Source organism: Salinispirillum marinum (genome assembly GCF_042650105.1).
GTDB lineage: Bacteria > Pseudomonadota > Gammaproteobacteria > Pseudomonadales > Natronospirillaceae > Salinispirillum > Salinispirillum marinum.
Genome location: NZ_JBHSAL010000005.1, coordinates 160956 through 183625, shown reverse-complemented (window position 1 = coordinate 183625; position 22670 = coordinate 160956). Strand labels below are relative to the sequence as shown.

Here is a 22670-nt window from a genome sequence, read left to right as displayed (position 1 = left end):
TTGTTGTGTGTAATGTTGCAAATCAGCGAACACCTTTCGATCGTGGATTCATTTGAGCGGGTGTCTAGAGCACCCATCAGGAGTACGAGTTAAACACTATGGCTAAGAATTTAATTTTGTGGGTCGTCATCGCAGTGGTTTTACTGTCGGTGTTCAATAGCTTTCCTTCTGGGCAGACGAGCCAAGAAATCACGTACTCTCAGTTTATGTCACAAGTGGATAACGGGCGTATTGATCGGGTAACTATTTCAGGCACCAAAATTGAAGGGGTGCGCAGCGACGGCTCAACCTTCCAAGCGACCAGCCCCTACTTGATTGTGCAGCAGGATTTCATCGAGCGGCTGATGGATGCTGGCGTTGATGTCGAGGCCCGGCAGGCAGAGCAGCAAAGTATTTGGTCACAACTCTTGGTGGCCAGCTTCCCGATTCTCCTGATCATTCTGGTGTTCTTCTTTTTCATGCGTCAAATGCAAGGCGGCGCGGGCGGCAAGGGTGGCCCGATGAGCTTTGGTAAATCCAAAGCGCGGTTGCTCAGTGAAGACCAAATAAAGACCACCTTTGCCGATGTGGCCGGTGTAGAAGAAGCGAAGGACGATGTGGCCGAGTTGGTCGAGTTCTTGCGTGATCCCGGCAAATACCAGCGCTTGGGCGGTACTATTCCGCGTGGTGTGTTGTTGGTTGGCCCTCCGGGTACCGGTAAAACACTGTTGGCAAAAGCCATTGCCGGTGAAGCCAAGGTGCCATTCTTTTCTATCTCCGGTTCGGACTTCGTTGAAATGTTCGTCGGTGTCGGTGCGTCGCGGGTACGCGACATGTTTGAGCAGGCGAAGAAACAAGCGCCCTGTATCGTGTTTATTGACGAGATCGACGCCGTGGGTCGCAGCCGTGGTGTCGGCATCGGTGGCGGTAATGACGAGCGTGAGCAAACGTTGAACCAGTTGCTGGTAGAGATGGACGGTTTTGAAGCGAATGACGGCATCATCATTATTGCGGCGACTAACCGTCCGGATGTATTGGACCCCGCCTTGATGCGTCCAGGCCGTTTTGACCGTCAGGTGGTGGTCGGCTTGCCGGACATCCGTGGTCGTGAACAGATTCTGAAAGTGCACATGCGCAAAGTGCCTTTGGGCGACGCGGTTAACCCGAAAATCATTGCCCGTGGCACGCCCGGTTTTTCCGGCGCTGACTTAGCCAACTTGGTCAATGAAGCGGCACTGTTCGCGGCGCGCAGCAACAAGCGTTTGGTGACCATGGAAGAATTTGATCGGGCAAAAGACAAAATCATGATGGGTGCCGAGCGCAAGTCCATGGTGATGTCGGAAAAAGAGAAGATCAACACCGCCTATCACGAATCCGGGCACGCCATTGTGGGTCGCTTGGTGCCCAACCATGACCCGGTGTACAAAGTCAGTATTATTCCGCGTGGTCGTGCGCTGGGTGTGACCATGTTCTTGCCGGAAGAAGATCGTTACAGCCTGAGTCGTGAAGGTTTGGAAAGCCAAATCTGTTCGTTGTATGGCGGGCGATTGGCAGAAGAGTTGATCAATGGCATGGACCAAGTGACGACCGGCGCTTCTAATGATATCGAGCGAGCCACCAAGTTGGCGCGTAACATGGTGACCAAGTGGGGTTTAAGTGACCGCATGGGGCCGCTGATGTATGAAGAAGAACGGCAGGACTACCTGGGTAGCAGCCAGTCTTCAGGTGCTTTTTCAGGTGAAACCGCCAAGGCCATTGATGAAGAAATCAAAGACATCTGTACGCGCTGCTATGAGCGGGCGAAGAAGATATTGGTGGACAACCGTGAAAAACTGGAAATGATGAAAGACGCCTTGATGGAGTATGAAACCATCGATGCCGGTCAGATTGATGACATCATGGAAGGCAAGAAGCCGCGTAAGCCCGCAGACTGGGATACTTCAGCCGTAGCGCAAGCACGCGCCGAGCGCGAGGCGCGGGCAAAGAAGGAGGCGGAAGAAGAGGCTGAGGCTGAACATGAAAGAGAGGTTAAGAGTGCGGCTTCACAGGACGATGCGCCTGATGAGTCGCATGAGGCACCTGATTCAGGGCGGCCGAATTCCTAGCCGCTATCGTTCTCATCAGTTATCTATATAAGCGGCTTTCGGGCCGCTTTTGTGTTTTTCCGGTCAGTTTTATTTGAGAGTGAATTATGGCATTGCGTCACGGGTCCCGTCGTCTTGATTTCCAGCAAACGCGAGTGATGGGGGTATTAAACACCACGCCGGACTCATTCAGCGATGGTGGTCGTTATACTCAACCAGAACGCTTGGCAAAGCGCATCACCGAGATGTTGGTGGCTGGGGTGGATGTCATTGATGTGGGAGGTGAGTCCACGCGACCAGGCGCGCAACCCGTTTCGGTTGACGAAGAATTATCCCGAGTTATACCGGCGATAGAGGCCATACGCCAACAGTCGGATGTTTGGATATCGGTCGACACGAGTACACCGGACGTCATGGCGGCGGCCGTGGCGGCGGGGGCCGACTGGATCAATGATGTCCGGGCCTTGAGTAGGGAAGGTGCCCTTTCTATGGCAGCATCATTGGATGTCCCCGTTTGCCTCATGCACATGCAAGGCCAGCCGGGCACCATGCAGCAGAACCCGGAGTATGATGATGTCGTGGCGCAGGTATCGGGTTATTTAGCCAAGCGTGTAGACATCGCATTGCGTGCTGGTGTTAAGCGTGAGCACATTGTGTTGGATCCCGGGTTTGGCTTTGGTAAATCATTCGCTCATAATGTGGCGCTCTTTCGTGCCTTGCCTCAATTGTTGGCCTTAGGTTTTCCTTTGCTGGTCGGGGTTTCACGCAAGACCATGTTGGGCGATATTACCGGCAAGCCGATAGCGCAGCGTGGCACCGCCAGTGTGGCGGCGGCGTTATTGGCTGCGCAGCACGGTGTGCAGATGGTACGGGTGCATGATGTGGATGAAACAGTGGACGCTTTAAACGTTTGGCGTGCATTAAAAAATTAATGGTTCAGTAGGCGAATAAGGGAACTCAAGATGAACAAGCGGCGCTATTTTGGCACAGACGGCATTCGTGGCGAGGTGGGTACGCCCCCTATTACGGCCGAATTTATGCTCAAGTTGGGTTGGGCAGCCGGCAAGGTGTTTGCGCAGCAGGGCAAAAGCAAAATCATCATCGGTAAGGATACGCGGATTTCGGGCTACATGTTTGAGTCAGCCTTGGAGTCTGGGCTGTCGGCCGCCGGTGTCGACGTGCTGCTGTTGGGGCCTATGCCGACGCCCGCCATTGCGTATTTAACACAAACGTTCAAGTGCGATGCCGGTATCGTGATTTCCGCCTCACACAATCCACATCAGGACAATGGCATCAAGTTTTTCGGCGCGGACGGGCGGAAGCTGTCAGACGAGGTCGAAAATGCCATTGAGGCGGAATTAGAAAAGCCGATGACCACGGCGCCCTCGGCCGAATTGGGTAAAGCCAGACGAATTTCAGATGCGGTGGGGCGCTATGTGGAATTCTGCAAAAGTACCGCTAGCCGACTCGATTTGAAAGGCCAGAAAATAGTGTTGGATTGCGCCAACGGGGCGACCTACGATATCGCGCCCAAGGTATTCAGTGAGTTGGGTGCCGAGGTTATTGCCATCGGTTGCAAGCCCGATGGCTTCAATATCAACCATAAGTGTGGCTCTACCAGTCCCCAAGCTTTGCAGTCTGAAGTGTTGGATCAGGGAGCAAAACTCGGGATTGCGTTTGACGGCGACGGTGATCGGGTGTTGATGGTCGATCATGCCGGACAGATCTTGGACGGCGATGAGCTGCTGTTCATTATTGCCTCTCACTTGCAGTCCCGGGGCAAGCTAAACGGCGGTGTGGTGAGTACCCTCATGGCGAACATGGGCTTAGAGGTGGCGCTGCGCAAGAAAGGAATTGAATTAGTACGTGCCAATGTGGGCGACCGGTACGTTATGGAACAAATGGTGGAGCGCGACTGGTTGCTGGGCGGCGAAAGCTCTGGTCACCTGATATGTGCGCATAAAACCAGCACGGGCGACGGTATTGTTGCGGCGTTGCAGGTTTTGGTGGCGTTGCAAGATATGGAGCTGAACCTGCAAGAAGCGCGCATGGGGATGCGCAAATTTCCGCAAGAAATGATCAATGTGCGGGTAAAAGATAAGGCTAAGGCGTTGAGCGATACGGCTGTTCTCGCAGCAGTTAAAGCAACGGAAAGTCAGCTAGGCGAGACGGGACGGGTCTTGTTGCGACCTTCGGGAACCGAACCCGTGGTGCGGGTGATGATTGAAGGTGAAGATGCCGCACAAGTGCGCAAGCTGTGCCAAGCCCTGGCGGATCAAGTGGCTGAAATCATGCAGCTTCCCTAGGGCGTACTTGTGTCGCTAGGGCAAAATGGTTAACATACGCGCCGCATTAAAAAAGGGTATTCGCATGCGTCAGGCAATCGTAGCAGCAAACTGGAAGATGAACGGCAGTAAGGCTCAGGTGGCTGAACTGTTGAGTGGTTTCAAATCCGGCATTCAAAACAAAGCAGCGCAGGTCGTCGTATTTTCGCCCGCCGTGTTTTTGGCGGATGTGCAAGCACAACTGCAAGGCTCAACGATTGCTTGGGGTGGACAGAATGCGCACACGGCAGACAGTGGTGCGTATACCGGTGAGACCTCGCTGGGCATGTTAAAAGAATTCGGTTGCACCTATGTGTTAGTTGGCCATTCCGAGCGACGTACGTTATTCGGTGAAGACGACGCCCTAGTCGCCGCCAAGGTGAAGGCTGCGTTGGACGCCGGAGTGACGCCGATGTTGTGCATCGGTGAGACGTTGGAACAGCGTGAAGCAGGTGTTACCGGTGACGTGTGCCGACGCCAACTGCAGGCTGTATTGGATGTGGTTGGGGTGGACGGTTTTCGTCAACTTGTGGTGGCTTATGAGCCTGTTTGGGCGATCGGTACCGGTAAAACGGCATCGCCGCAACAAGCGCAGGACGTGCACGCAGAATTGCGTGAATTTCTGGCCAAGGCAGATGCCAATATGGCCGAAAAGATTCAGATTTTGTATGGCGGCAGTGTGAAGGCCGCCAGTGCGGCGGAATTATTTGCAATGCCCGATATCGACGGTGGGTTGGTAGGCGGTGCATCGCTTTTGGTGGAAGAATTTGTTGGCATCTGCAACGCAGCAGCCTAATAGGTGAATTGATGGAAACGTTTCTGACGATTGTACACGTAGTATTGGCCGTTGGTGTTGTTGGCTTCGTGCTGATCCAACGGGGTAAAGGTGCTGACGCAGGTGCTTCTTTTGGCGGCGGCGCATCACAGGGTGTGTTTGGCAGCCAAGGCAGTGCGACCTTTTTGTCGCGCACGACCGCTGTTTTGGCTACCTTGTTTTTTGGTACCAGTCTGGCCTTGGCCGTGGTCGCAAAAAATCGGGCAGATGCCGATCGTTTATTTACGATCGATGACAGCCTGTTCATCGAAGAAGCGCCAGCAGCGCCTGAAGAAGGTGCTGGTACATTGGATTTTCCTGACGTAGAATAAGCGCCCGCGATTTCCGTAGTGCCGACGTGGTGGAATTGGTAGACACGCCATCTTGAGGGGGTGGTGGGCGTAGCCCGTGCTAGTTCGAGTCTAGTCGTCGGCACCAATTATTGTGTGACTTGCCTGTTAAGTCGTTAAATAAGTCAGGCTGTCTTTGCGGCGAGTGCGAGCCTGAACGCTCAGGCTTGTGACGCTGCCACGCCAAGTAAGCTGTCTGAGCTGGTAGTGTCAGAGAGCGCTCAGAAAACCCCTTTATGGGGTTTTTTATTACCCATCTGGCTGATGGCGCTGAGTCGACTGGGTAGTGGCGTGCATTGTTAGGATGGGCCAAGGGCCCATTTTTTATTTCACCGGCACACACCGTGCGGGTTCGGGTGATCATCCTAGGGTGGCACTGATATTGTGAAGAGAATATGGCAAAAGTAGACGAAATTATCACATTGAGCCAGCCGGTGGTTGAAGGCCTCGGCTTTGAGCTCTGGGGCGTAGAATACTCCGCGCAGGGTAAGCACAGCACCTTGCGTATTTATATTGAGCACGAGAACGGCATTAAGGTCGAAGATTGTTCATCGGTAAGCCATCAGTTAGCGGCGGTCTACGATGTCGAAGATCCCATCACCAACGCCTACACACTGGAGGTTTCTTCTCCGGGTATGGACCGGCCATTGTTCACCTTGGCGCAATATCAGCGCTTCGAAGGTCACATGGTAAAAATACGTTTGAAGTTTCCTTTTGAAGGTAAGCGTAAGTACGAAGGCATTATTGCTGGGGTAGAAGACGAGCACATCGTGTTACAGCACGGCGAGTTTGAATATCTTTTACCTTTTGAACAGATAGACAAGGCGAACATCGTGCCTGTTTTTGAAGATTAACCGACGGATAAAGGTCGAGGCTGACACATGAGCAAAGAAATTTTGATGGTCGTAGACGCAGTGGCAAACGAAAAAGGCGTGGATAAAAACGTCATTTTTGAGGCCATTGAACTCGCTCTGGCTACTGCAGCCAAAAAGCGCTTTGACGACGATGGAGAAGCAGACATCCGGGTAGCGATTGATCGTAAGACAGGTGAGTATGAGACGTTTCGCCGTTGGACGGTCGTTTCTAACGAAGGTGTCCCTACGTTGGGCTCGGAGATTAACCTGCAAGAGAGTGCAGAGATTGATGTTGCTCTGAAAGAAGGCGACGTTTTTGAAGAGCAGATCGAAAACGAAGAATTCGGGCGTATCGCGGCTCAAGCAGCCAAGCAGATTATCGTGCAGAAGGTCCGTGAAGCCGAGCGCATGAAGATTGTTGAACAATATCAATCGCGTGTGGGTGAAATTATTCACGGGAATGTCAAAAAAGTTACCCGAGACAATATTATTGTTGACCTCGGTAACAACGCCGAAGCCATTTTGCCCCGTGAACACCTGATCGCGCGTGAAGCCTTTCGCATTGGCGACCGTGTTCGAGCCGTATTGGATGGTGTACGCGAAGATGCGCGCGGCCCACAGTTGGTATTGAGCCGTAACAGTGCCCAAATGTTGATCGAGCTGTTCCGCATTGAAGTGCCGGAAGTGCATGAAGAAGTTATTCAGATCATGGCTTGTGCCCGTGACCCCGGTTCACGCGCTAAAATTGCTGTGAACACGAATGATAAGCGCATTGATCCTGTCGGGGCCTGTGTTGGTATGCGCGGCTCGCGTGTCCAAGCGGTATCCGGAGAGCTGGGCAACGAACGTGTTGATATCGTGTTGTGGGATGATAACCCGGCGCAGTTGGTCATTAACGCCTTGGCGCCCGCAGAAGTGGCGTCGATCGTGATGGACGAAGAAACCAACACCATGGATGTGGCGGTTACCGAAGATAATCTCGCCATCGCCATCGGCCGCAATGGACAGAATGTACGCTTGGCCAGCCAGCTAACCGGTTGGGCCATCAATGTTATGACGGAAGAAGAAGCCAACAGTAAGCATGAGCAAGAACTGGGTTCCTTGCTGGCGTTGTTTACCGAAGGTTTAGGGGTCGACGAGGAATTAGCGACTGTATTAATTGAAGAAGGATTTACCTCTATTGAGGAAGTAGCGTACGTCCCATTGGATGAAATGCTGAACATCGACGGCTTTGACGAAGATATGGTCAACGAGCTGCGTGGTCGGGCAAAAGACGTATTGTTAACCCGTGAATTGGCATCGGAAGAAAAATTGGAGTCCGCTACCCCCTCAGATGAATTATTAGCGATGGACGGCATGACCCGCCCACTGGCCCTCAAACTGGCGGCCAAGGGCATTGTGACGGTTGACGATTTAGCCGAGCAGGCGATCGATGACCTCATTGATATTGACGAGTTGGATGAAGAAAAAGCAGGGTCCATGATTATGGCAGCCCGTGCATCCTGGTTCGACGAAGAGTAAGCGGCTAGGGGAGAGAAAGAATTATGGCAGAAGTAACCGTCAGTCAACTGGCAGAAAGTATTGGTACGCAGGTAGATCGCCTGTTGAAACAGATGACCGAAGCAGGGCTCAAACATAAAACTGAGTCTGATGCGGTGTCTGACGCTGAGAAACAAATGTTGTTGGCTTTTTTAAAGAAAAGCCATGGTGAGCAAACGGATGGCCCACAAAAAATTACCTTGAAGCGTAAGGTAACCACCCAGCTGAAAGCCTCTGGTGGTGGTAAAGGTAAAACCGTAAACATTGAAGTGCGTAAGAAGCGCACGTATGTGAAGCGTGACGAGGTGTCTGACGCACCAACGGAAGACAGTACCGACAAGCGTACGGAAGAACAGCTGCGTCGCGAAGCCGAACAACGGGCCTTGGAAGAAGCACAAGCGCGTGCAGCGGAAGAGAAACGTTTAGCGGAAGAAGCTGCCGCGCAGAAGAAGGTAGCTGAAGAATCAGCGCCAGCGGTTGCGGAAAAGTCTAAGTCAGAGGCCAAGCCGAAGGCTGAGCCGGAAGTTGACCAGGCCATTCCTGACCCCGATGCCGAAAAGAAAAAAGATCGGCATAAAGTCAAGAAAACGCCGGTATTGGATGACGACAGCGATGACGCCAAAGCTAAGGCCAAAAAGGTAAAAGGTGCACCGGCACCACAGAAGCAAGAGCGGCATAAAGGTAACCGCCACCAACAAATCATGGGCCTATTGGACGATGATGGTGAAGGCGGTGCGCGCCGTGCAGGTAAGCGCAAGCGCGATAAGAGCAAGCGCGAACACCAATTTGAAAAACCCACAGCACCTATGGTCCGCGAAGTGCGGATTGGCGAAACGATTGGGGTTCAGGATCTGGCCTCACAAATGTCGGTTAAAGCCGCTGAAGTGGTCAAAATGCTGTTCAAGATGGGCGTTATGGCGACCATCAACCAAGTTTTAGATCAAGACACGGCCATTTTGGTGGTTGAAGAAATGGGTCATAAGTTCGTGACTGTTTCCGACAACCAGATGGAAGAGAGTCTTGATGCGTCAATCAGCTATGATGGCGAAATGGTAGCGCGCGCTCCCGTGGTCACCGTCATGGGTCACGTTGACCATGGTAAAACCTCGTTGCTGGATTACATCCGTCGCACCAAGGTGGCCTCCGGTGAGTCCGGTGGCATTACGCAGCATATCGGGGCCTACCATGTTGAAACGCCGAAAGGTATGGTGAGCTTCCTTGACACGCCTGGACACGAAGCCTTTACCTCCATGCGGGCGCGTGGTGCGCAGTGCACGGACGTCGTTATTCTTGTTGTTGCAGCGGACGACGGCGTGATGCCACAAACCGCCGAAGCCATTCAACATGCCAAGGCCGGTAACGTGCCGATTGTCGTTGCCATCAACAAGATGGACAAAGAAGGCATTGATATCGACCGTGTGATCTCCGAACTGGCGGCCAAAGATGTCGTGCCTGAAGAGTGGGGCGGTGACACGCAATTTGTACGTGTTTCTGCGCACACCGGTATGGGCATAGATGACTTGCTGGATGCCGTTTTGTTACAAGCTGAATTGTTGGAGTTGAAAGCGTACGACAATGGCCCGGCCAAAGGCGTGGTTATCGAATCCAAGTTGGATAAAGGTCGTGGCGCAGTGACCACCTTGCTGGTGCAAAGTGGTCGCCTGAAACAAGGCGATATCGTACTGGCGGGTGATGCATCCGGTCGTGTTCGTGCCTTGTTGGACGAAGCCGGTAACCAAATTACCTCGGCAGGCCCGTCTATCCCGGTTGAGATTCTGGGCTTGGATGGCACGCCAGACGCCGGTGAAGAATTTGTGGTGGTTGAATCGGATAAGAAAGCCCGTGAAGTCGCCGAACACCGCCGTGAGCGTCTGCGTGAAAGCGAGTTGGCCAAACAACAAGCAGCCAAACTGGACAATCTGTTCACCAACATGGGCAAAGGCGAAGTCTCTACCCTTAATGTGGTGTTGAAAACGGACGTTCGTGGCTCTTTGGAAGCGCTGCAAAACTCACTGCTCAAGTTGGGCAATGAAGAAGTACGCGTGAACATCATCGCGGGTGGTGTCGGTGGTATTACCGAATCCGACGCCAATTTGGCTGCTACCTCAGGAGCGGTTATTTTCGGTTTCAACGTCCGTGCGACGGGTCAAGCCAAAGACATCATTGAAAAATACAATCTGGATCTGCGTTATTACAACGTAATCTACGATTTGATCGACGATGTACGGGCCGCCTTGAACGGTATGTTGTCGCCTGAATTGCGGGAAGATATCGTTGGTTTGGCCGAGGTGCGCGATGTGTTTAATTCGCCGAAGTTTGGTCAAATTGCCGGCTGTATGGTCATCGATGGCACGGTCTACCGGAACAAGAAAATCCGTGTATTGCGTGATGATGTCGTGATTTATGAAGGTGAGCTGGAATCCCTACGGCGCTTTAAAGACGACGTACAGGAAGTTCGCCAAGGCATGGAATGTGGTATCGGCGTACGTAATTACCGTGATGTGAAGGCCGGTGACCAGATCGAAGTGTTCGACGTGAAAGAAATTGCGCGGAGTATCGACTGATATGCCGCGTGATTTTAGCCGGACCGATCGGATTGCCGACCAGATTCAGAAGGATCTGGCGGCCCTTATCCAGCGCGAGTTGAAAGACCCGCGCTTGGGTATGGTGACCATCAATGCCGTGAAAGTGTCTAAAGACCTGAGCTACAGTGAAGTCTACTTCACCGCGCTGAGCTCGTTGGACGGGGATGAAACGGAACAACAGAAAGCGGCCGAAGAAGTGCTCACCAACGCGGCCGGGTTCTTACGCATGGAACTGTCGCGTGGTATTCGCTTGCGGGTTATGCCGCAATTGCGCTTTCACTATGACCACAGCGTTGAACGTGGCCAGACGTTGTCGCGGTTGATCGATTCAGCCCGTCAGCGTGATCGCAGCTTGGGTGAACAAGCGGAAGACGATGGCACGGAAACCGAATAACGTTCATGGCGTCTTGTTGCTCGACAAAGACGCTGGCATGACATCGAACCAAGCCCTGCAGCGCGTTAAACGGCTGCTGGGGGCAAACAAAGGTGGCCATACGGGGGCATTAGACCCGTTGGCGACCGGCGTTCTGCCGTTGTGCTTTGGTGATGCAACCAAGTATTCACAGTACCTGTTGGATGCCAACAAAACCTACCAAACGCGCGCTCAATTAGGGGCTCAAACCGATACCGCCGATGCCGATGGTGCGGTGATTGCGCAAGCGCGCATTCCAACCTTGGTTGCCGATGACGTGCAGGCTTTGCTACGTCGCCAGTTTATCGGTGAAATGCAGCAAACCCCGCCAGCGTATTCCGCGTTAAAGCACGAAGGCAAAAAACTTTACGAATTGGCCCGCGAAGGCAAGCCTATCCCGGACAAGCGTCGAACGGTGCGTATTTTCAACAGTCAATTGGATGCTATGGGTGACGATTGGCTGGATATAACGCTGACCTGCAGCAAAGGGACTTACGTCCGTTCGTTCGTAGAAGACGTGGCGGCCGCACTGGGAACGCTGGCGCATGTCGCCCGCTTACGTCGGTTGGAACACGGTAGTTTCGCCATCGCGCAGGCAGTGACTTTGACCGACCTCGAAGCCATGACCGAGGAACAACGCCTCGCGGCCTTGCTGCCGGTGGATGCCTGCATTACCACCCTGCCGATCTATACCTTGGATGACACCCAGTTTGCGGCGGTCAAACATGGTATCAGTGTGTCGGTTGCACCGACCAACGCTGCCGGTGAGGTGCGTATCTACCGTAACGAAAAGTTTATTGGCTTGGGTGAAATAACCCCAGCGCACATGCTGAAATGTCGTCGCCTTGTGCAGACAGATTTGCTATAGTGCGCGCCGGAAGGCGTACTGTAAACATGCACGGTGCTGCCCGATTACTTAACCGCATGTTCTTAGGAGCTTTACAATGGCATTAACTGCTGAAGCAAAAGCGGCGTTGGTAAAAGAATACCAAACAGCCGAAGGTGATACCGGTTCTCCAGAAGTGCAAGTTGCCCTGTTGACGCACAACATCAACGGTCTGCAAAGTCACTTCAAAAGCAACCATAAAGATCACCACAGCCGTCGTGGTCTGATTCGCATGGTAAACCAGCGTCGTAAGTTGCTGGACTACCTGAAGAAGAAAGATCTTAACCGTTACGCAACTCTGATCAAGCGTCTGGGTCTGCGTCGTTAAGATAAAATGGGCCCCGCTGGGGCCCGTTTTGTTTGTGGCGTGCCACAAAGAGCACGTTAATTTTTGTACTGAGGCAGCTCAAGCGTGAGTGCTTCTAACAATTGGCCTTACCCGCGACCCGTGTCGTAGGGCAAGGGGCTAATTCTTAGAAGCGCTCGGTTGCCCGAAACTGAGGAAACACTATGTTAAAAGCGATTACAGAAACCTTTACGTTCGGTAATGACACCGTCACCCTGGAGACAGGCAAGATTGCCCGTCAAGCCGCCGGTGCGGTGGTCTGTACCATTGGTAAAACGTCTGTATTGGCAGCGGTAACCGCGGCCAAGTCACCGTCACCGGGCCAGGATTTCTTCCCTCTGTCGGTGCATTACATCGAGAAATACTACGCGGCCGGTAAAATCCCCGGTGGTTATTTGAAGCGTGAAGGTCGTCCTTCGGAAAAAGAAACCCTGACGTCACGTTTGATTGACCGTCCTATTCGTCCGTTATTCCCGAAAGGCTTCATGAACGAAGTGCAGGTTGTTGTGACCGTGATGTCGGCCGACAACGATGTTGATCCCGATATCTGTGGTTTGATCGCCACTTCTGCGGCATTGGCCGTCAGTGGTGTACCCTTTGCTGGCCCTATCGGCGCGGCGCGTGTTGGTTTCACGGCTGAGCAAGGTTACCTGTTGAACCCGTCCTACAGCACCTTAGAAAATTCTGCGTTGAACATGGTGGTTGCCGGTACCGCAGATGCGGTTTTGATGGTGGAATCCGAAGCCGCTGAGTTGACCGAAGACCAAATGCTGGGTGCTGTGTTGTTTGCTCACGAAGAAATGCAGGTCGCCATCAGTGCCATCAAGGCATTCGCTGCGAAAGCTAATGTGCAGCATTGGGACTGGGCACCTGCCGCTGATAACGTGGCCTTGATTGATCAAGTAACCTCTGCATATTGGGACAAAATCGGCGAAGCCTATCGCATCACCGACAAAATGGAACGCTACAACGCACTGAATACGTTGCGCAGTGCCGCCGTTGAACAATTTGCCACCGACGCGGAAGACGCGCCGTCAAGCAAAGAAGTTGAAGGCGTATTCGCCAAGCTGGAAAAGAAACTGGTTCGTCAGCGTGTGGTGAGCGGTGAGCCGCGCATCGATGGTCGTGATAACAAGACCGTGCGTGGCATTGAAGTTGAAGTTGACGTCCTGGCCGGTGCGCACGGCAGTGCCTTGTTCACCCGTGGTGAGACGCAGGCGATTGTGGTCGCAACACTGGGCAGCATGCGTGATGCGCAGATGTTCGACATGCTGCACAAAAAGCATACCGACCACTTCATGCTGCACTACAACTTCCCTCCGTATTCAGTGGGCGAGTGTGGCCGTATGGGCAGCACCGGTCGTCGTGAAATCGGTCACGGTCGCCTAGCGCGTCGTGGTGTTGAAGCGGTATTGCCTTCGGTGGAAGATTTCCCGTACGCCATTCGCGTGGTGTCTGAAATCACCGAATCAAACGGTTCGTCTTCCATGGCGTCTGTGTGTGGTACCTCATTGGCCTTGATGGATGCGGGTGTGCCCTTGAAGGCTCCGGTTGCGGGTATTGCGATGGGCTTGGTGAAAGAAGAGTCCGGCTTTGCCGTATTGACGGATATCCTGGGTGACGAAGATCACTTGGGTGACATGGACTTCAAAGTAGCGGGTACGGCTAAAGGTATTACCGCGCTGCAGATGGACATCAAGATCCAGGGCATCAACGAAGAAATTATGGAACAAGCACTGGAGCAGGCTTTGGCCGCTCGTTTGCACATTCTGGGTGAGATGAACAAAGTCATCACCGTTTCTCGTGAAGAACTGCCAGACAACGCACCTTCGATGGTATCGCTGAAAATCGATCCTGAGAAAATCCGTGATGTGATCGGTAAAGGCGGCGCGACCATCCGTGGCATTTGTGACGAAACCGGCGCGGATATCGACATTCAAGACGACGGTAGTGTTCGGATTTACGCACCAACGAAAGAAGCCGTAAATCAGGCTCGTAAGCGCGTTGAAACCATCGCGGTTGATCCTGAAGACGGCGCTATCTATGTCGGTGAAGTGGTTCGTATCGCTGACTTCGGTGCGTTTGTTCGCTTCTTGGGTGAGCGCGACGGCTTGGTACACATCTCGCAAATCGTACCGCGTCGTTTGGAAAGCGTTTCGGAAGAACTGGCCGTTGGTCAGCAAGTCGTGGTTAAAGTGCTGGAAGTGGACCAGCGTGGCCGCGTGAAGTTGAGCATCAAAGAAGTGTCTGAAGAAGAAAAAGCTGCCGCTTTGGCTGCGGTTGCTGACGCTTAATCTAGGCGCATTCACTGTTCGATAAAAAAGCCGGTGGCAGCAATGTCACCGGCTTTTTATGTCTAGGGACGGCCTGGATGCCGGAGGTAGAGTAGTGCAGGAGCGATTACCGAGGAGCACTTGCTGGCAATGTCCCCTATAGAAGCACTACCGCGCTAGATCATCTTTTTCAGTTCACCGTAGGCACCGCCGGTATACAGAATCAAGGTTATATCGTTGTCGTTACGGTTTCTAAAGAACCAACCATGATTGCCGGTGAAGGCAGCGGTTAGTTCACCTTCATCCGCATCAACACCACGGCCCCGCTCGTAAGTAATGGACTGTCCGTTACCGTCGCCATGGGTGTCGAAATTAATCGGGCCACCCTCCGCGACCCAAGAGAAACGCGCTACGGCCCCTTTTTCCATCGTAAGTTTATATTCTGTGCCCTGGCCTGGTGTTAAGACTACGCGCACTTCGTCTCGCCACACCGTATCTTGAACGGTGAGGGTTTCACTTGCCGGGGTGTCTGCGGTGTCCTCCGCGATTGCCGAGGCGGTAGGCGCTGACGCTACGATGTTTGAGCTGCTGTTCGTAACTACGGTCTCTTCTTGCGGCAGGGTTTGCGGCAACGCAGCTTGCGCAATTCGATCAGCTTCAGCTTCTTCGGCCAGTTGCAGCTTTATTTCGCCCATTTCTGTTAGGCGTAATGTGCGACCAATACCGGTGGGGTCGACGGCGTACTCAGCCGGAAGAACAACCGTAACGAGGAGCACTGCGGCAACAACGGCTGCAATGATGGTGGAACGAATAAGCTGTTTACTGCTCGGCAGCTCATGACGGGTGGGCATATCTTGGTTGTACATAGAATTCTCCTAAATTAGATGACGAAATAGCCAGTGAGTTGATAGCCGACCAACATAAAGCCGGCACTCATCATGGCAACGTTGGCTGTATAGGCATGGCGAAAAAAGCTGGGCGTTTTACGCCAAAATGACATGCCGATAAGAATCATCGCAAGCGCCAACAATTGACCAATTTCGACGCCAACATTGAAGGCGAGGAGGTTAGGCACCAGTCCGTCCGGCGAGATCTCGTACTCGATAATTTTCGTCGAGAGACCAAAACCATGGAAAAGGCCAAAGATTAACGTGGCGGCTTTGGTGTTCGGTTGAAAGCCAAGCCAGCGCTGGAAGGCGCCTAGATTATCCAGCGCTTTGTAGACCACTGAAAATCCTATGATGGCGTCAATCAAGTAGCTATTAATGCCGATGTTAAAATAGACACCCAGCAGCATGGTGGTGGAATGTCCTATGGCAAATAAACTCACGTAGATGGCGATGTGCTGCATGCGGTAGAGAAAGAATATAACCCCGAGCAAAAACAGTAGGTGATCATAGCCCGTCACCATGTGTTTTGCGCCAAGATAGATAAAGGGTATCAGGTTTACGCCGGTAATTTCCTGTATGTATCCCTTGTCCCCTTCGGCCACGGCATGGGCAAAAACGTCAGCACTGAGCCCAAAAAGACCTGTAATGAGGGCGAGTGCAAGAAAAAAATATTTAAGAGATGAGCTTAACGCCCATCCCTGTCGGCCAAGCATGGTTGACATGATGAAACTCCAATTTTAAGAAATAAGATCGGTTATCTTTTCAAGACCGGAGTCGTGGCGGGCGTTTCCATAAATAAAGGGGGCTATCGGGCACGTTTTCAACCAGTGCCAAAGGTTTTTTAACTTGGGTCGTAAGGTTTAACACGAGACTGGTGATCAGTTGACCCGCCGGTTCATGCGTATGATTGTGATGATCATGTTGATGGGTGCTATCAACGGTACGCTCAACAGTCAAGATTTCATGGCTATGGCCATGATGATGCACCCTTGTGGTGACCTCTGATAACTCATCGGTAGCATGGGCGGAGAGTTGGCCTATTTCCGATAAGCACATCCCGACAATTGCCAGCAGCAAAAAAGCAATGGGGCGGCACCGCTTGCGGGTCATGAATAATCTCGTTAGGCCAATGAATAACAAACGAGGCTATTTTGGCACAAAATCGCCATTGGAAAAACACGGGTAATGCGAATACGATCACACGTTATTCATAAAGGTTTCCAACACTCATGTTGTCTGTATTGCGTGTAAGAGCATATCGCCATCTGTTCTTTGCTCAGGTTACGGCCTTACTGGGAACAGGCTTGGCAACCATGGCGTTGAGCTTATTGGCGTTCGACAAGGCGGGTATGTCAGCAGGGCAAGTATTGGGTACCGTGTTGGCGATCAAAATGCTGGCTTACGTGCTCATTGCGCCATTGGCGACAGCCGTGCTTGATGGCTTTTCGAGGCGGTTTTTACTGGTTTCATTGGACGTTATTCGCGTACTCGCTGCTGTTCTGTTGTTGTTCGTCGCTGAAACGTGGCAAATTTATGTTGTTATTGCCATTCTTCAGTCCGCTTCCGCAGCATTTACCCCGCTTTTCCAATCGACCGTGCCAGAACTGCTTCCGAATGAAGATGACTATACAAAGGCACTGTCCCTTTCCAGGTTGGCTTACGACATAGAAAACTTAGTCAGTCCAATCTTGGCGGCTACGCTGTTGTTGATTGTGAGTGGCCAGGCACTTTTTTTGGGAACGGCCTTGGGCTTCGCTGCCTCTGCACTGTTGGTCGTATCAGTCGCCTTGCCTAACAGCAGTAGGTCAACGGACAGGCAAAAGATTTCCAAGCGGCTGACAAAAGGTTTCACGATCTTTCGTTTTACGCCGAGATTGCAAAGCCTAGTCGCCCTAAACGTTTTGGTAAGTTTGGCCGGGGCAATGGTGATCGTGAACACCGTGGTGTGGGTTCAGGGCGTGATGAATCTCGGTGAGCAGTCGACGGCGTTAGCCTTTGCGGCTTTTGGCGGTGGTTCAATGCTGGCGGCGCTGCTGATACCCAAGGCGATACGCCGATGGAGCGACCGTTCGGTGATGTTGGTGGGTGGTGCTCTCCTGTCGGTTGGCCTAGTTGCGGCGCTAATGACTGACCAATTTCTATACCTTTTGGTGGTCTGGTTTTGGCTAGGCTTGGGCTATTCAACCGTGCAAACGCCGACAGGGCGATTGCTTACACGTTCGGCCGTCACCGATGACAGGCCAGCTTTATTTGCGGCTCAGTTTTCGTTGTCACACACAGGCTGGTTGGTGGCCTATCCTTTGGTCGGGTGGTTGGGTGCATGGGCGGGACTTCAAATGACTCTGATCGTGTTAATTGTTTTAGTCTTGTGTTGTTTGGGTTGTGCAATCTACCTGTGGCCAGTAAATGATTCGCCGTCCTTGGCGCATACCCACTTCAATTTATCTAAAGATCATCCACATATAGCCGACACCGCGCACCGACACAGCCATCACTTCGTGATTGATCATTTGCACCAAACATGGCCGAACAATACGGACTAAAACGAACCCATCGGGTGTTGTTATACCGCTTGCACAATGGCGTCAATGCGCGTTAATTCTTCCGCACTGAACGACAGATTCTGCAATGCAGATACACTGTCTTCAATTTGGCTGACCTTGCTGGCACCGATAATCGCGCTGGTCACGGCGTCATCACGTAATACCCACGCTAAGGCCATTTGCGCCAAACTCTGTCCACGCGCTTGTGCGATGTCGTTCAATTGCTGCGCCTTGTCAATTTTCTCCTGTTGGAGATCATTTTCCGACAGGTAGATTTGCTCGCTACGTGCAGCGCGTGAATCTGCTGGCACACCCTTTAAATACTTGTCGGTCAGCACACCTTGCTCCAGCGGCGAAAACACAATGGCGCCAATTTTTTCGCGACGCAATGTATCCAACAGCCCTTCTTGCTCAAGGCGGCGGTCAAAAATGTTATAGCGAGGTTGGTGAATGAGTAGCGGCGTACCCATTTCGCGCAATACGCGGGCGGCGTATTCGGTTTGCTCTGCGGAATAGGACGAGATACCGACGTACAGCGCTTTACCCGACCGCACTATGGTGTCCAATGCGCCCATGGTTTCTTCCATGGGCGTCGACGGGTCGGGACAATGGCTGTAGAAAATATCGAAATATTCCAGGCCGGTACGTTTGAGGCTTTGATCAATACTGGCAATCAGGTATTTGCGCGAACCACCAATGCCGTAGGGGCCGGGCCACATGTCGTAGCCCGCCTTGCTGGAAATGATGAGTTCGTCGCGGAAGGGCCGCAGGTCATCCTGCAGGATCTGTCCAAAGGTGGATTCTGCGGAGCCGTACGGCGGGCCGTAATTGTTCGCTAAATCAAAGTGGGTAATGCCTAAATCAAACGCCGTATGCACCATGGCACGCGAATTATGCAATGCATCGACGGCGCCGAAGTTTTGCCATAGACCTAACGATAACAGCGGCAATTGGAGCCCGCTGGCACCGCAGCGACGAAAGGCCATACGCTCATAGCGCTCGGCGGCCGGAACATACGTTGGGCGAGATGGTTGGGTGATCATAAACAGCTCTCATGCGTTGGTGTTCAGACGCACAGTATGCCATGCGTCTATACAGAGACTGAGGGGGAGCGAAAAGCGAGTTCGTACTCTGGTACGAGATGCCTTACTCTGGCAGTGCCTCCGTCGGCACTGCCAGCGCTTTTAGGCCATTGAGAGCCCGCGCTCTGAAGGTGGCCCGTATTTGGCTACCGAAGGGCAACTCAAGATAGTGGAACAAGTGCCCCACTTGCGTCGGGGTAACCTTGTGCTCGGTGCAAAAAGCGTCGAGATCAAACGATGGTCCGGTATCGGCCGGTGGCGGCAGTGCTGGAGGTTCCGGAATTTCCAGTGCTTCACCCTTGCATAAGCGTAACGTCAGGGCCTGATAATGCTGTTGGAAAATCGGCCACACCTGCTGCTCGGGCTCCGTGCGCAAGCGGAAAAAGCCGGTTTGCCGCGCCGCATGATAGACCGCAGGATGCGACCAATACTGTGTTAACGGGCTATTGCCGACAAAGCAGGCCTGTTGATACGCCTCGCGGGCATCCGGTAAATCGGCCGGTTTGGCGACTTCACTCAGCGTAGCCAGAAATTCGGCTATGGTTGGTGGCCAGGCATAGCGCACGCGAATGGCATCGATGGTCAGTTCAACGGCACGCAATGGAAAGTCGGCCAGCACCATCGCCCACTCACGCTTGGCGTATTTCATGGTGTCTTCATCACCATAGGCACTTTCGAATTTGTGGGTGTAGATATGATGCAAACGCGCAAACAACATATTGACCATGATTTTTACATCATGGTCGAAGGCACGGCTACCAGTCGAGGTCCCCGATGTCGCGGAGCTTTTGTCGAAGTTGCTGTTTGCGTTCACGAGGAGCTCGTTCACGGCTGTCGTCTTTTGGTTGCGCGTCGGAGGCGTGGGTTTGGTTGCCATGTTGTCGGTCATTTAAGTGATATTGCCAGCGTCGATTCACCCAGTCGAGGAACTTGCTGTCCCAACTGGTACTCATTTGTCCTGAATCCATGTAGTAAAGCACAAAGGCTTCCCGTTGTGCCATGGCAAATGCCCAATCTATGCCGCGTGATTTCACCATATCGGCACACTGATCACTGGGCTGCCACTGGCTCGTGACGCGTTGTCGTTTTCGCGGAGCGCTGCTGTTTTTGGGCGTACTTTGGTCGGACTCTGGTGTGTGATCCGTGTTTTTAGGCGCGGACGATTGGTCGTTTTGACTCAATTGAGCCCATAACGCATCACCACTTTGGTTGAGCAGGCGGGCCGGGTTTGCGCTGGCCGTTGGTTCCCCTGCAGCACTGTCCGCTGTCTGGACCGCTCGATTGGCCTGCGTTGGCTGAGTGACGGTCGGCGTTCTGGTGGTCTTTACGGTTGTTTTAGGCGGTCGTCCCGACGTGTCACCCGGTATTTCAACATGGATGTGGTCTTCATCTTCGGAGACCCAAATCAGCCCGGTATCGTGCAGCGTTTCCAAGGCCAGCTTAAATCGCGCCGGCGAAAAAAACGGCAGCCGGTTGAGCCATACCTCGGCGGGCGCGGCCAATGTTCCCGGCGCGTCAGAAAAACTGCGTAAAGACCACAATTCAGTGACGAATTGCAGCAAAATAGCCGCGTCCACACCCAGGGTTGTGGCCTGCTCGGTGACAAAACTGAACGTCGGCTTGGCGTCCATCATCGGGTTCGGCATAAAGGAAAAAATCATCCAAAAAAATTTGAGCGACGGCGTGGGGTATTAAGCCCTGCACCAACGGGATAAAATGCCATGCTTTGCAGCGTTGTGCCGCAACCTTACTGCAATTTTTTGTTGCCAATCACAATGGAGTGACATGCAGCCAGTTATCACAGTCCGCCATCTGGTAAAACGCTATGCGCAGATGACGGCCGTAGATCATATCAGTTTTCAGGTGGCCGAGGGCACCTGCTTTGGTTTGTTGGGTCCCAATGGGGCGGGGAAAACGACCACCATTGAGATGTTGGAAGGTATTTTACGCCCTACGTCTGGCGACATTCATTATTTTGGCCAACCTTTGAAAGCGCGTGCGATTTATCAGGATATTGGCATTCAGTTTCAACAAACCGCCTTACCCGATTATCTGACCGTGCGTGAAACCTTGCGCCTGTTCGCTTCGTTTTATGAGCGGTCGTTGGCGTTGGATGAGTTGGTTGCGTTGTGTCACTTGCATGATGTGGTCAACCGCGATGCGCGACGGCTTTCCGGCGGGCAGCGTCAACGGCTGCTGCTGGCGTTAGCCTTGGTGAATGATCCTCGGGTAGTGTTTCTGGATGAACCCACCACGGGGCTGGACCCGCAAGCACGCCGCCAGTTTTGGGACCTACTGCAACAGATTAAGGCGCGCGGTAAAACCATTGTGTTGACCACGCACTATATGGATGAAGCGGAAACTCTGTGTGACCACATCGCCATCATGGACCAAGGTCAGATCATTGCTGAAGGTGCACCGCAAGCGCTGTTGGCGGAGCATTTTTCCGGGGCCTTGGTCGGGTTGAATGACGTGGTGTTACCCGACGACATGCGTCAACGCTATGCCTCCTACCTCAGCCAAGGGCGGCTGTATATTCAAACCCAACAGGTTGAAGTGCTGCTGGCGGATTTACTGGCCGCCCGGGTGCCGTTATCGCAGTTGCAGGTGCAAACCCCAACGCTGGATGATCTGTTTATCAAGTTGACCGGTAATCCTTTGCAGGAGGCGAACTGATGCTGGCGCGTTTTTGGGCTGTGTTGCGGGCGCGCAATCTGGAATTCTTCCGTGACCGGGCAACGCTGTCGTGGAATATTCTGTTTCCCATTATGTTGATTGTAGGCTTCACGTTGATTTTTGGTGCAACCGCACGTCCGGTGTTCAAGGTGGGTCTGGTCAGTGAGCTTGACGCCTACGTCAGTAAGCCGCAGATCACTACCCTAGAAGAAGTCGCCGTGGTGAAATACGCCAGTTTGGACGCAGCGTTAGAACGGTTGCGCCGCCACCATGTGCATATGGTGTTAGATGTCGACCAGCGGCTGTATTGGATTAACGAAACCTCAAGCGAGGGCGCGGTGGTTGAGCGCTTACTGGCCTACATGGACCCGGAATATCGTCGCCGTTTAATTGGCGGGCTCGATATTCGTTATGTGGACTGGGCCTTGCCCGGAATTTTAGCGATGAACATCATGTTTGCCTGCCTGTTTGGCGTGGGTTATGTGATGGTGCGTTACCGCAAAAACGGGGTCTTAAAACGCCTACAGGCAACGCCGCTGGGGGCGTGGGAATTTCTCAGTGCACATATTGTATCGCGCTTATTAATGGTGATGGTGTTGAGCAGCGCGCTGCTATTGGGCAGCCAGTGGACGCTGAAGATTGTGATGCTCGGTCAGTATATTCACTTGCTGGTGGTAGGTATTTTAGGCGCGCTTTGTTTGACCGCGTTGGGTTTGTTGATGGCTGCCCGCAGTCGAAGCGAAGAATTAACGAGCGGCTTGATCAACTTCAGCACCTGGCCCATGATGTTTTTGTCGGGCGCATGGTTTTCCATCGAAGGCGCACCGAATTGGTTGCAGTGGTTAGCGCAGTGCTTACCCTTAACGCATTTGGTAGAAGCCGCCCGTCGCGTCATGTTAGACGGCGCAAGCCTGCTGGATATTCAATTCCATCTGGCGGTATTGGGTGGGATGACGTTACTGTTTCTTACCTTAGGTGTGTGGTTGTTCAATTGGGACAGCGACCATCGTTGATCATTTCACTTTGATAGGGC

The 22670-nt window shown here is 52.8% G+C and carries 21 protein-coding genes and 1 tRNA gene; 17 read left to right on the top strand and 5 right to left on the bottom strand.

Annotated elements, in window-relative coordinates; all coding sequences use genetic code 11:
* The first annotated feature begins 98 nt into the window (after positions 1-98).
* From ftsH to pnp, 13 genes are all read left to right on the top strand, one after another.
* The gene (gene ftsH, locus ACFOSD_RS14305) at positions 99-2084 is read left to right on the top strand and encodes an ATP-dependent zinc metalloprotease FtsH (protein WP_380697741.1); all 1986 of its coding nucleotides are present in this window, start codon (positions 99-101) and stop codon (positions 2082-2084) included.
* Positions 2085-2170: 86 nt separating this feature from the next.
* On the top strand, positions 2171-2995 hold the full coding sequence (gene folP / locus ACFOSD_RS14300; protein WP_380697739.1) for a dihydropteroate synthase: 825 nt from the start codon (positions 2171-2173) through the stop codon (positions 2993-2995).
* A 30-nt stretch (positions 2996-3025) separates the two neighbouring features.
* Positions 3026-4369 (top strand): phosphoglucosamine mutase, encoded by a 1344-nt coding sequence (glmM, locus tag ACFOSD_RS14295; protein WP_380697737.1) that lies wholly within the window; start codon positions 3026-3028, stop codon positions 4367-4369.
* A gap of 64 nt (positions 4370-4433) precedes the next feature.
* Complete coding sequence (gene tpiA, locus ACFOSD_RS14290) at positions 4434-5183, top strand: triose-phosphate isomerase (RefSeq protein WP_380697735.1); 750 nt, start codon at positions 4434-4436, stop codon at positions 5181-5183.
* Positions 5184-5194: 11 nt separating this feature from the next.
* Positions 5195-5533, top strand: a complete 339-nt coding sequence (gene secG / locus ACFOSD_RS14285) for a preprotein translocase subunit SecG (RefSeq protein ID WP_380697733.1) — start codon at positions 5195-5197, stop codon at positions 5531-5533.
* 20 nt (positions 5534-5553) lie between these two features.
* A tRNA-Leu gene (locus ACFOSD_RS14280) sits at positions 5554-5639 on the top strand.
* A 307-nt stretch (positions 5640-5946) separates the two neighbouring features.
* A complete protein-coding gene (gene rimP / locus ACFOSD_RS14275; RefSeq protein ID WP_380697731.1) occupies positions 5947-6405 on the top strand; it encodes a ribosome maturation factor RimP in 459 nt (152 codons plus the stop codon).
* Positions 6406-6432: 27 nt separating this feature from the next.
* Entirely contained in the window at positions 6433-7926 is a 1494-nt protein-coding gene (nusA, locus tag ACFOSD_RS14270; protein WP_380697729.1) for a transcription termination factor NusA, read from the top strand.
* 23 nt (positions 7927-7949) lie between these two features.
* On the top strand, positions 7950-10508 hold the full coding sequence (gene infB / locus ACFOSD_RS14265; RefSeq protein ID WP_380697727.1) for a translation initiation factor IF-2: 2559 nt from the start codon (positions 7950-7952) through the stop codon (positions 10506-10508).
* Position 10509: 1 nt separating this feature from the next.
* Positions 10510-10923 carry a 30S ribosome-binding factor RbfA gene (rbfA, locus tag ACFOSD_RS14260; RefSeq protein WP_380697725.1) on the top strand — a complete coding sequence of 138 codons (414 nt, stop codon included), beginning with the start codon at positions 10510-10512 and terminating at the stop codon, positions 10921-10923.
* Positions 10904-11809, top strand: coding sequence for a tRNA pseudouridine(55) synthase TruB (gene truB / locus ACFOSD_RS14255; protein WP_380697723.1), 906 nt, complete (start codon positions 10904-10906; stop codon positions 11807-11809). The genes rbfA and truB overlap by 20 nt, the downstream gene beginning before the upstream one ends.
* A 76-nt stretch (positions 11810-11885) precedes the next feature.
* Positions 11886-12155: a 30S ribosomal protein S15 gene (rpsO, locus tag ACFOSD_RS14250; protein ID WP_380697721.1), complete on the top strand. Its 270-nt coding sequence runs from the start codon at positions 11886-11888 to the stop codon at positions 12153-12155.
* Positions 12156-12337: 182 nt separating this feature from the next.
* Positions 12338-14467, top strand: coding sequence for a polyribonucleotide nucleotidyltransferase (gene pnp / locus ACFOSD_RS14245; protein ID WP_380697719.1), 2130 nt, complete (start codon positions 12338-12340; stop codon positions 14465-14467).
* Positions 14468-14622: 155 nt separating this feature from the next.
* On the opposite strand, the gene ACFOSD_RS14240 is transcribed toward pnp, so the two are convergent.
* Together ACFOSD_RS14240 and ACFOSD_RS14235 are read right to left on the bottom strand one after the other, a co-directional pair.
* Positions 14623-15312 (bottom strand): hypothetical protein, encoded by a 690-nt coding sequence (locus ACFOSD_RS14240; RefSeq protein WP_380697717.1) that lies wholly within the window; start codon positions 15310-15312, stop codon positions 14623-14625.
* Between the two features lie 14 nt (positions 15313-15326).
* Positions 15327-16058, bottom strand: coding sequence for a HupE/UreJ family protein (locus ACFOSD_RS14235; protein WP_449329101.1), 732 nt, complete (start codon positions 16056-16058; stop codon positions 15327-15329).
* 160 nt (positions 16059-16218) lie between these two features.
* On the opposite strand from ACFOSD_RS14235, the gene ACFOSD_RS14230 reads away from it, so the two are divergent.
* The gene (locus ACFOSD_RS14230) at positions 16219-16341 is read left to right on the top strand and encodes a hypothetical protein (protein WP_380697715.1); all 123 of its coding nucleotides are present in this window, start codon (positions 16219-16221) and stop codon (positions 16339-16341) included.
* A gap of 224 nt (positions 16342-16565) precedes the next feature.
* The gene (locus tag ACFOSD_RS14225; RefSeq protein ID WP_380697713.1) at positions 16566-17879 is read left to right on the top strand and encodes an MFS transporter; all 1314 of its coding nucleotides are present in this window, start codon (positions 16566-16568) and stop codon (positions 17877-17879) included.
* A gap of 20 nt (positions 17880-17899) precedes the next feature.
* Here the strand turns inward: ACFOSD_RS14225 and mgrA are convergent, their stop codons facing one another.
* From mgrA to ACFOSD_RS14210, 3 genes are all read right to left on the bottom strand, one after another.
* Complete coding sequence (gene mgrA / locus ACFOSD_RS14220) at positions 17900-18922, bottom strand: L-glyceraldehyde 3-phosphate reductase (RefSeq protein WP_380697711.1); 1023 nt, start codon at positions 18920-18922, stop codon at positions 17900-17902.
* A 103-nt stretch (positions 18923-19025) separates the two neighbouring features.
* Complete coding sequence (locus ACFOSD_RS14215) at positions 19026-19688, bottom strand: replication protein P (protein WP_380697709.1); 663 nt, start codon at positions 19686-19688, stop codon at positions 19026-19028.
* A 28-nt stretch (positions 19689-19716) separates the two neighbouring features.
* Positions 19717-20607 carry a DnaT-like ssDNA-binding domain-containing protein gene (locus ACFOSD_RS14210; protein ID WP_380697707.1) on the bottom strand — a complete coding sequence of 297 codons (891 nt, stop codon included), beginning with the start codon at positions 20605-20607 and terminating at the stop codon, positions 19717-19719.
* Positions 20608-20746: 139 nt separating this feature from the next.
* On the opposite strand from ACFOSD_RS14210, the gene ACFOSD_RS14205 reads away from it, so the two are divergent.
* Complete coding sequence (locus ACFOSD_RS14205) at positions 20747-21637, top strand: ABC transporter ATP-binding protein (protein ID WP_380697705.1); 891 nt, start codon at positions 20747-20749, stop codon at positions 21635-21637.
* Positions 21637-22650, top strand: coding sequence for an ABC transporter permease (locus ACFOSD_RS14200; protein ID WP_380697703.1), 1014 nt, complete (start codon positions 21637-21639; stop codon positions 22648-22650). The genes ACFOSD_RS14205 and ACFOSD_RS14200 overlap by 1 nt, the downstream gene beginning before the upstream one ends.
* The last annotated feature ends 20 nt before the right edge of the window (positions 22651-22670 follow it).

Excerpts from the sequence above, each read along its gene's own strand:
- ACFOSD_RS14235 (WP_449329101.1), bottom strand. The coding sequence starts at position 16,058 with ATGTCAACCATGCTTGGCCGACAGGGATGGGCGTTAAGCTCATCTCTT.
- rpsO (WP_380697721.1), top strand. The coding sequence starts at position 11,886 with ATGGCATTAACTGCTGAAGCAAAAGCGGCGTTGGTAAAAGAATACCAA.
- glmM (WP_380697737.1), top strand. The coding sequence starts at position 3,026 with ATGAACAAGCGGCGCTATTTTGGCACAGACGGCATTCGTGGCGAGGTG.
- ACFOSD_RS14210 (WP_380697707.1), bottom strand. The coding sequence starts at position 20,607 with ATGCCGAACCCGATGATGGACGCCAAGCCGACGTTCAGTTTTGTCACC.
- folP (WP_380697739.1), top strand. The coding sequence starts at position 2,171 with ATGGCATTGCGTCACGGGTCCCGTCGTCTTGATTTCCAGCAAACGCGA.
- ftsH (WP_380697741.1), top strand. The coding sequence starts at position 99 with ATGGCTAAGAATTTAATTTTGTGGGTCGTCATCGCAGTGGTTTTACTG.
- nusA (WP_380697729.1), top strand. The coding sequence starts at position 6,433 with ATGAGCAAAGAAATTTTGATGGTCGTAGACGCAGTGGCAAACGAAAAA.
- ACFOSD_RS14225 (WP_380697713.1), top strand. The coding sequence starts at position 16,566 with ATGTTGTCTGTATTGCGTGTAAGAGCATATCGCCATCTGTTCTTTGCT.
- secG (WP_380697733.1), top strand. The coding sequence starts at position 5,195 with ATGGAAACGTTTCTGACGATTGTACACGTAGTATTGGCCGTTGGTGTT.
- pnp (WP_380697719.1), top strand. The coding sequence starts at position 12,338 with ATGTTAAAAGCGATTACAGAAACCTTTACGTTCGGTAATGACACCGTC.
- mgrA (WP_380697711.1), bottom strand. The coding sequence starts at position 18,922 with ATGATCACCCAACCATCTCGCCCAACGTATGTTCCGGCCGCCGAGCGC.
- rimP (WP_380697731.1), top strand. The coding sequence starts at position 5,947 with ATGGCAAAAGTAGACGAAATTATCACATTGAGCCAGCCGGTGGTTGAA.
- ACFOSD_RS14200 (WP_380697703.1), top strand. The coding sequence starts at position 21,637 with ATGCTGGCGCGTTTTTGGGCTGTGTTGCGGGCGCGCAATCTGGAATTC.
- ACFOSD_RS14215 (WP_380697709.1), bottom strand. The coding sequence starts at position 19,688 with ATGGTCAATATGTTGTTTGCGCGTTTGCATCATATCTACACCCACAAA.
- truB (WP_380697723.1), top strand. The coding sequence starts at position 10,904 with ATGGCACGGAAACCGAATAACGTTCATGGCGTCTTGTTGCTCGACAAA.
- tpiA (WP_380697735.1), top strand. The coding sequence starts at position 4,434 with ATGCGTCAGGCAATCGTAGCAGCAAACTGGAAGATGAACGGCAGTAAG.
- ACFOSD_RS14240 (WP_380697717.1), bottom strand. The coding sequence starts at position 15,312 with ATGTACAACCAAGATATGCCCACCCGTCATGAGCTGCCGAGCAGTAAA.
- infB (WP_380697727.1), top strand. The coding sequence starts at position 7,950 with ATGGCAGAAGTAACCGTCAGTCAACTGGCAGAAAGTATTGGTACGCAG.
- ACFOSD_RS14205 (WP_380697705.1), top strand. The coding sequence starts at position 20,747 with ATGCAGCCAGTTATCACAGTCCGCCATCTGGTAAAACGCTATGCGCAG.
- rbfA (WP_380697725.1), top strand. The coding sequence starts at position 10,510 with ATGCCGCGTGATTTTAGCCGGACCGATCGGATTGCCGACCAGATTCAG.